General features: G+C 64.4%; 6 protein-coding genes. All 6 read left to right on the top strand.

Translation table 11 applies throughout. The features are described 5' to 3' along the window. The coding region (locus tag A2J03_RS04805) for an MMPL family transporter (RefSeq protein ID WP_082897594.1) at positions 1-1426 on the top strand (1426 nt) is incomplete at its 5' end. 25 nt (positions 1427-1451) lie between these two features. Beyond that, on the top strand, positions 1452-1703 hold the full coding sequence (locus A2J03_RS04800; protein WP_068370336.1) for a YgaP-like transmembrane domain: 252 nt from the start codon (positions 1452-1454) through the stop codon (positions 1701-1703). A 44-nt stretch (positions 1704-1747) separates the two neighbouring features. Then, positions 1748-2167: a DUF302 domain-containing protein gene (locus tag A2J03_RS04795; RefSeq protein ID WP_068370334.1), complete on the top strand. Its 420-nt coding sequence runs from the start codon at positions 1748-1750 to the stop codon at positions 2165-2167. After that, positions 2167-2940, top strand: a complete 774-nt coding sequence (locus tag A2J03_RS04790) for a sulfite exporter TauE/SafE family protein (protein ID WP_068370332.1) — start codon at positions 2167-2169, stop codon at positions 2938-2940. The genes A2J03_RS04795 and A2J03_RS04790 overlap by 1 nt, the downstream gene beginning before the upstream one ends. An 83-nt stretch (positions 2941-3023) precedes the next feature. Then, a complete protein-coding gene (locus A2J03_RS04785) occupies positions 3024-3293 on the top strand; it encodes a metal-sensitive transcriptional regulator (protein WP_068370330.1) in 270 nt (89 codons plus the stop codon). Positions 3294-3348: 55 nt separating this feature from the next. Next, positions 3349-4676, top strand: a 1328-nt coding sequence (locus A2J03_RS04780; protein ID WP_068370328.1) for an MBL fold metallo-hydrolase, incomplete at its 3' end; no start/stop codon positions are given.

Below are 4676 nucleotides of genomic sequence, written 5' to 3'. Positions count from 1 at the left end.
TCAGGTCCCACCGCTCTCGGTGTGGGCGATGAACTTCGCGATGATGTTCGCTCTCGCCCTCGGCATCGACTACGCCCTGTTCATCGTCTCCCGCTTCCGCGACGCACTGCGCAACGCCGACCCACGTGCCGCGGTCGCCGAAACCATGGACACCGCAGGCAAAGCCGTCCTGCTCTCCGGGCTCACAGTGCTGGTCAGCCTCTCCGCTGTCCTGCTCGTCCCAGCCCCCGCAGTGCGCACGATGGCGGTGGGCATCATGCTGGCTGTCACCTTCGTCCTGATCGCCACCATGACGTTGCTCCCGGCCACGTTGGGAGCGCTCGGCCCCAAGATCAACGCCGCATCCCTGCCCTACGCCAAACGCCAGCAGCACCGCTCCCCCAAATTCGCCGCCTGGGGTGAACTGCTCCACAAGCACCCCTGGCCGTTCGCGCTCGTCTCCGTCGGAATCCTCATCGCCCTGGCCCTCCCCGTCCTGGGACTGAAGGTCGCGATGCCCTCGATCGCAGTCGTCCCCGAGGATGCACCCGTGCGGCAGGGCTACGAGCTGGTCCAAGCCCATTTCGGTGACGGCGCGCCAGGGGCACTGCAGATCGTCGTCCCCACCTCCGACGCCGCCGCGACCGCCACAGTCGCGAGCAGCGTAGACGGGATTACTATGGTCACCCCTCCGCAACCAGCTGCCGATGGTTCGAACTACGCTCTGCTGCAGGCGCTTCCCGCTGTGGATCCGTCCGATGAGTCCATGGGTGCGATCCTCGGCGACCTTCGAGCGCAGCTACCGGAGACCGCTCTGGTCGGCGGAGCACCTGCGGAAAACCTGGATTTGCAGCAAGCCCTGAACGAGTACCTTCCGCTGGTGATCGGCATCATCCTCGTCCTCGGCTTCGTTCTGCTTCTCGTGGCCCTGCAAGCGCCGTTGATCGCGATCCTCGGCACCGCCGTCAGCCTGCTCTCCACCGCCGCCGCGTTCGGCGTCGCGAAACTGATCTTTCAGGACGGGCACGGTGCATCGTTGCTGGGTTTCACCCCACAGGGATTCCTCGACGGCTGGGGGCCGGTGTTCTTCTTTGCCATGATCTTCGCCATCGCCATGGACTACACCGTGTTTCTCCTCGCCACCGCGAAAGAACATTACGAGAAGACCGGGGACCCGAAGACCGCTCAGGTCGACGGTCTCGCACATTCGGGGCGCGTCATCTTCGCCGCAGCCGCGGTCATGGTCGCTGTGTTTTTCACCTTCGCACTCTCCGATCCACTCCCACCGAAGGAGATGGGCATCATCCTCGGCGTCGCCGTCCTACTCGACGCCTTCCTGATCAGGTTGATTCTGCTGCCGGTCCTGCTCCGGCTGACCGGACACGCCGCATGGTGGTCACCGGCGTGGCTACGGAAGGTCTTGCCGTCGATCAGTTTCTCGCACTGATAATTTCGCATCGAACGGAGACATCATGACGGACGCGAGCACCACCTATCCGAGTCGGTTCGCGGGATGGCCGATCGAGCGGATCGTGCCCGCCCTCGCGGCCGCGGTGACCGCCACCGGCCTAGCGCTCGGGGAACTCCACGCGCCGCAGTGGCGGCTGCTCAGCGCTTTCGTCGCCGCGAACCTTGCTCTCTACGCCGCAGCTGGCTGGTGCCCGGCCAGCGCGCTCCTCACCAGAGTCGGCGTACCGAGTCTTCGCGACCCTCGAAACGGGTAGACACCCATCAACCGCACTTCGACAATCGAAAGAGAGAACCTGACGTGAACATTGCATTGTCCACCACATTGACCGACACCGACTTCGACACAGCGGTGACCGACACCAAAGCTGCCCTGTCCGAGCAAGGGTTCGGCGTGCTGACCGAGATCGACATGCAGGCCACGCTCAAAGCCAAACTCGGCGAGGACATGGAGCAGTATCTGATTCTCGGTGCCTGCAATCCCACTCTCGCGCACCGCGCCGTCGGGGTCATGCGCCAGATCGGGCTGTTGCTGCCCTGCAACGTCGTCGTCCGCGCCGACACCAGCACACCAGGATCGGTGATCGTGGAAGCGATGAACCCGGACATCATGGTTGAGGCAACCGGCGAACCGGGACTCTCCGACGTCGCAGCCGAAGCCACCACGAAACTGCAGGCCGCCATCGACGCACTCGGCGGCCAGGGCGCACCGCGCAGCTGATGGCTCTGACCCTGGCGTTGATTCTCGGCGTTGCCGTCGGGATTCTGCTCGGCCTCCTCGGCGGTGGTGGGTCGATCCTCGCCGTCCCGGTGCTCGTCTACGCTCTCGGACTCCCACTGTCGGAGGCGATCCCGACGTCACTGTTGGTGATCGGCGTCGCCTCCGCGACCGGGGCCATCCCGAAGGTGCGCGCGCGGCTCATCGAATGGCGACTGGCCGGCATCTTCGCGGCCACCGGAATCATCGGCACCCTGATCGGTACCGCCCTGGGCAGACACCTGCCCGACACCGCCGTGATGATCGGTTTCGCACTGGTCATGATCATCGCCGGAGCGCGCATGCTACGAAGCAACGACGACGTCGGAACCGCCTGCAGAACCGGCAATTCCGGGATCAACTGGCGACGATGCGCACCCCGGTCCATACCGACCGGATTCGGCGTCGGTGTCCTCACCGGACTGTTCGGCGTCGGCGGAGGATTCCTCATCATTCCCGCATTGGTGCTGCTGTTGGGTATCGAAATGAGCGTCGCAGTCGGAACATCGCTGGTGGTCATCGTCGCCAACTCCGCCGCCGGACTGATCGCTCAAGCCGACGGGCTCGGCGGCAACTGGGCTCTCACCTCTTCGTTCGCCGGGGCCGCGATCGCAGGATCACTGGCGGCCGGACGCTTCAGCACCCGCGTCGACACCGACAGACTTCGGCAGTGGTTCGCCTACCTGGTGTTCGCCGTCGCCGGCTACGTGCTCCTCGACACCCTCGTCCTCTCGTAACACCTCACGTCACCAACCACCAATATGCCCCCAGGGGTAATCTGACATCACTATCACCGCACACTCGATTCGAGGAGACCGACATGATCGGCGACGAAGACAGCATCGCACTGGTACTCAACCGCTTGCGGCGAGCGCACGGCCAACTGGCCGGAGTGATCGGCATGATCGAAAACGGACGCGACTGCAAAGACGTCGTTACCCAACTCGCCGCTGTGTCCCGGGCCCTCGACAAAGCCGGATTCAAGATCGTCGCCACCGGCCTGCGTGAATGCATGACCGGCGAGACCGCCGACAACAAGGCGCCCATGACCGAAGCAGAACTGGAAAAACTCTTCCTCGCACTGGCCTGAGCCCCTTTTCTGGAGCCAGAAAGGTAGCGAACCGACATCACCTAGGAGCACGCGTATGAGCACGACCGCCCCGGACATCGCCATCATCGAAACCTCCAGCCTCGGAGACCGCAGCTACCTGATCAGCTACGACGGGGCCGCGGTGGTGATCGATCCGCAACGCGACATCGACCGCGTCCAGACGGTGGCTGCGGAGAAGAACGCCTCGATCACGCGCGTGCTGGAAACCCACATCCACAACGACTACGTCACCGGTGGACTCGAACTCGCCCGCACCACCGGCGCGCAGTACGTCGTACCGGACGGTGATCCCGTGGACTACGAGCGAAGAGGCGTCGTCGACGGCGACGTCATCGATGCGGGCGCAATGACGTTTGAAGTCATGCACACCCCAGGCCACACTCATCACCACGTCAGCTATGTATTGCGCGCAGGGGGTGAGCCGATCGCGGTCTTCACCGGCGGCTCGATGCTCTACGGTTCCACCGGCCGTACCGACCTGCTCGGCTCGGAGCACACCGACGAACTGACCCATGCGCAATTCCACTCGGTACGCCGCATCGTCGCCGAACTCCCCTCCGGTGCCGGGGTCTACCCCACGCACGGTTTCGGTAGCTTCTGCTCCGCGACACCGACCAGTGGCGATTCCTCCACCATCGGAGAGCAGCAGCAGAGCAATCCCGCACTCACCCAGGACGAACAGTCCTATGTCGAGGAGTTGATCGCGGGGTTGTCCGCGTATCCCTCGTACTACGCCCACATGGGCGTCATCAACACCGAAGGGCCGGCCCCGATCGACCTGTCCACGCCCGAACCTGTCGATCCAGGTGAACTACGACGGCGCATCGACACCGGAGAGTGGGTGATCGACCTACGAGCACGCACCGCCTTCGCCGCCGGACACCTCGAGGGGACCCTCGGCTTCGAACTTTCCACCACCTTCGTCACCTACCTCGGATGGCTCTACCAGTGGGGTGCGCCGCTGACATTGCTCGGCGACAACTCAGACCAGATTGCACAAGCCACCCGAGAGTTGGCGCGCATCGGCATCGACAGCCCCTCCGGTTCCGCTGTCGGAGAGATTCACTCGCTCGTCGGTGACGGGGAATTGCGGTCCTATGAAGTGTCCGACTTCGCTGGACTCGCCGCCGCCGCCGCCGCCGGTGACCGTGAGGTAACCGTGCTCGACACCCGCCAACACTCCGAGTACGAGGACGGCCATATCCCGGGCGCTGTCAACATCCCCCTCCACGAACTGCTTCACCGACTCGCGGACGTTCCCGCCGGCGAAGTGTGGGTGCACTGTGCATCCGGTTACCGATCCTCGATTGCCGCCTCCGTACTCGACCGCGCGGACCGCACCGTCGTGCTTGTCGACGACGA

This window comes from Rhodococcus sp. EPR-157 (genome assembly GCF_001647195.1).
GTDB lineage: Bacteria > Actinomycetota > Actinomycetes > Mycobacteriales > Mycobacteriaceae > Rhodococcoides.
This window is presented reverse-complemented; position numbering and strand designations above follow the sequence as displayed.